Origin of the sequence: Kitasatospora sp. NPDC048545, from assembly GCF_040651155.1 — a bacterium.
Lineage (GTDB): Bacteria > Actinomycetota > Actinomycetes > Streptomycetales > Streptomycetaceae > Kitasatospora.
On the sequence record NZ_JBEZIQ010000138.1, the window covers coordinates 1 to 3,901 of the forward strand.

Consider the following 3,901-nt stretch of genomic DNA (forward strand, 5'->3'; position numbering starts at 1 on the left):
TCCTCGTCCGCCCTGCACCAACTGGGCGATCACCGGCACCCGGTTCCCGCCGGCCGAGGCCAGCAACATCATCGCCCGCCGGTAGCGCACCGAACCGGTGCTGCCCCGGAGCACGATCTGCTGCAGCTTCTGCCCGTCCTGGTCGGTCAACCTGCGCACACGGACAGGCTCAGCCACCATACCCTCAGCAATCGGAGGAACGGACGTCACCGGACATCCAAACGCCGCGACCACCAACCCGGCGAACAGCGTGGATCAACGACCCCGCCAAGCGCAGGGACCCACACCACAAACCTCATAGCGTCACGACCGTCTCACTGGACTTGAAATCTTCCGAGCCGGGACCATAGCCACCCGCTTCGCGAGCTGTCCGCTGAACTGCGGAAACTCTCTCGGTAGTTCAGTCAACAGGTAAACACCCTGATGTTGCAGGACGTCCTGGACGAGCCGGGGTGGGCGGACCTGCTCACCCCGGCCGACCGGCGCGGCCTGACGCCGCTGTTCTGGTCTCATGTACGTCCGTACGGCGAGGTGAACCTTGACATGGCCGCCCGCCTCGACGTCGCAGCGATCACGGTGCCCGACCCCCGTGCTGCGAGCGGTGGAGAGCCGGCCGGGAGCGTAGGGAGGGGTGCGGTCAGATGTTGGGTTCGGTCGAGTAGGTGAACGTTCCGGCGGGGTTGCCGCCGGGGCCTGTGACGGTGACGTCGACGGTGCCGTCGGTGCCGCTGGGCGGGCTGGTGGCGGTCAGGGTGGTGTCGGAGATGACCGCGAAGGGTGCCGGGGTGCCGTTGAAGGTGACCTGGTCGGTGGAGGCCAGGCCGGTGCCGGTGATGGTCACCTCGGTGCCGCCGGTGGCCGGTCCGGTGTTGGGGCTGACTCCGGTGACGGTGGACGGGTCGAGGTAGGTGTAGGACAGGCCGTCGGTGGTGCCGCCGGGCGTGATCACGGTGACGGCGGTGCCGCCCGGTACCGGGGCGCCGGCGGCCCTGACGGTGATCTGGGTGTCGGAGACGGTTTGGATGACGGCTCGGGTGGAGCCGAAGTACACGTCGATGGCTCCAGCGAGGTTTCGGCCGGTGATGACGATCTCATCGTCGCTGCCTGCGGCAGGGCCCGCGGAGGGGCTGATACCGGTGAGGGCGGGGAACGGCGCGTAGTAGAAGGACCCGAGGGTGCCGGTGCCGCCCGGGGTGGTGACTGTCACGGGGACGGCACCGGATCCGGCGGGGGTGGTGACGGTCAGCGAGGTCGCTGTGTTGGCGGTGATAGCGGCCTGGGCGGTGCCGAAGTGCACGGCGGTGGCATTGGCCAGGTGGTGACCGGTGAGAGTCACGGTGGTCCTGCCGGCTGTGGACCCTCGGTCGGGGACCACGGTCGTTGCCATGTCGCTGACAGTGCCCGCGAGCGTGTTGGTCACGTAGGCGTGTGTCCCGTCGGGGAAGACCGCGATGGCCGTGGGTTCGTCTCCCACACCGATGTTCTCGACGACGGTATTGGTGACGGTGTCGATCACACTCACCGTGCCCGGGCCGGAGTTGGCCACGTATGCGTGGGTACCGTCCGGGCTCACTGCCACGAAGCGCGGTTGGGCACTCACGCCGACGGTGGCGGTGACGGTGTTGGTGTTGGTGTCGATCACGCTCACCGTGGAGGTACCGACGCTCGTGACGTAGAGGTGGGCGCCGTCGGGGGTGAGCGCCAGCAGGATGGGGACGATGGCGACGGGGATCGTGGCGGTGACGGTGTTGGTGGCGGTGTCGATCACGCTGACGGCAGCCGAGGCGAGACACGCGACGTAGGCGCGCGCCCCGTCCTGGGTAATGACCACGCCGGTCGGCCCGTCGCCGACGGTGATGGTGGCGGTGACGGTGTTGGTGGCGGTGTCGATCACACTCACCGTGTTCGTGGTCTGCCGTGTCACGTAGGCGCGGGTGCCGTCCGGGGTGACCGCTACGCTCGTCGCTCCCGCCCCTACGGCGATGTCCGCGACGATGGCGTTCGTGGCGGTGTCGATCACGCTGACCAGACCATCGTCGAAGATGGTCACGTACGCCCGGGTGCCGTCCGGGCTGATCGCCGGGAAGGTGGGACCGGCTCCGGTGGGGATGGTGTCGGTGACGGTGTCGGTGAGCGTGTCGATCACACTCACCGTGTTCGAACCCCGGTTGGCCACATAGGCACGGGCCGCATCGGGCGTGAGAGCGACTCCCTCGGGTGTGTCGCCCACGGGAATGGCGGTCCCTGCTGCGAACGCGGCACTCAACCCGGAGCCGCGCACCTGCGCACGCACCGGCGAACGCGATGGAAGGGTGAACATGACACTCCCTGAGGTGAGGTAGGCGGAACGATCTTGTCCCGACGCGGAAATGTCTGCTCAACCGCATGGGCCGGCAGCAAGCAGGCGACCGGGCCGAGACCGGACCGGCGAAATACAGACACTGCGCGAAGTACCCTCCCGGTGCAGGTCTTTAACATTCATCGCCATATGTCCGATTTTACGGTTATCGCTTTACCGGGAGTCGACTCGAGCGCCCGGCCCCTGCGGCCAGGCATTTCCCGATCCAGTCGAACTTCAAGGGCCATTACCCGATTTCGCTGTTTGCGGTCGAGATAGCCGCGGCAACCGCCTGCACCGCACCGCAGTGTTGATGAATCGACCGATTGATGCGCAAGATCGATATTTGACCGAAACGGTTGGGGTTCTGAGTCGTTGAACCCTGCGTGAGTGAACTGGTGGGGGACGCGCGGCACTTGTCACCGTCAGCGCAGGAAGCGGTGCGGCTGCGGGCGGTGGCCGCGCTCGTGGAGGGCCGGGACCGCGAGGACATCGCGCGGCAATGTTCAGGGTGTCGCTGAAGGCGGTGGACGGCTGGTGGGCGAAGTGGCTGGCCGGCGGGCGTGAAGCGCTGATCGGCCGACCGCGTGGTCGCCGGGTCGGGGAGCATCAGGTGCTGTCGGAGGCCGAGCGGGCGGCGGTGCGGCAGGCCGTGCTCGACCACCAGCCCTGTGAGCTTGGGCTTGCCGCCCGGATGTGGACACGCTCCCAGGTCGGTGCGCTGATCGCGAGGCTCTACAGGGTCCGGCTGACCGAGCAGGGGGTGGGCAAGTACCTGCGGCGATGGGGACTGTCGTTCCAGCGGCCGGACAAGCGGGCTGTCGAGCAGGACCACCCCGAGGCGGTCCGCACCTGGTTGGAGGAGACCTGGCCCGCGATCCGAGTGAAGGCGAAGGCCGAGGGCGCCGAGGTGCTGTTCGCCGACCAGGTCGGCATCCGCTCCGACCAGGTCACCGGCCGCACCTGGGGCGAGCGGGGCCGCACCCCGGTCGTGTGCCGGAGTGGCAACCGGTTCTCGGTCAACGCCACGTCCGCGATCAGCACCAAGGGCCGCATACACTTCATGGTCTTCACCGAGACGTTCGACGCGAAGGTCATGTGCCGCTTCCTCGACCGGCTCGCCGGGCACTTCGACCGCAAGGTTCACCTCGTCGCGGACCAGCACTCGGCCCACCGCTCGCGGAAGGTCCGCGTCTGGCTGGCCGACCACGCCGACCAGGTCGAGCTGCATTTCCTGCCGTAGTACTCGCCCGAGCTGAACCCCGACGAACTGGTCAACGCCGACCTCAAGCGCAGCCTGCCGATGAGCAGCCGGGCCCGGGACCAGGCCGAGCTGGCCGCCGAAGCCCGCCGCTTCTTTCGCCGCCGCCAGCGCCAACCCCACATCGCCCGCGGCTACTTCCGCGGCCGACAGGTCCGTTGCACCCTCGACGAGAACCAATTGAGCTGCAACGCTGAAGGCGCCGACTGAGCTTTGCCCCGTGACGTGGACACCCTGACACTTGGATCTTGTCGATCCAGGAAGGGAAGTCCAGGTGGGACGTCCGTCGAAGTACTCGGACG

At 67.9% G+C, this 3,901-nt stretch carries 1 protein-coding gene and 2 pseudogenes; 1 reads left to right on the plus strand and 2 read right to left on the minus strand.

Going from position 1 to position 3,901, the window contains the following annotated elements; all coding sequences use genetic code 11:
* Together AB0D10_RS45875 and AB0D10_RS45880 are read right to left on the minus strand one after the other, a co-directional pair.
* Window positions 1-177 (minus strand): annotated as a pseudogene (locus AB0D10_RS45875) (IS630 family transposase); the annotation flags it as partial.
* 460 nt (window positions 178-637) lie between these two features.
* On the minus strand, window positions 638-2,320 hold the full coding sequence (locus AB0D10_RS45880; protein WP_360268947.1) for an IPT/TIG domain-containing protein: 1,683 nt from the start codon (window positions 2,318-2,320) through the stop codon (window positions 638-640).
* Window positions 2,321-2,736: 416 nt separating this feature from the next.
* Between AB0D10_RS45880 and AB0D10_RS45885 the strand changes: the two are divergent.
* Window positions 2,737-3,809, plus strand: a pseudogene (locus AB0D10_RS45885) (IS630 family transposase).
* The last annotated feature ends 92 nt before the right edge of the window (window positions 3,810-3,901 follow it).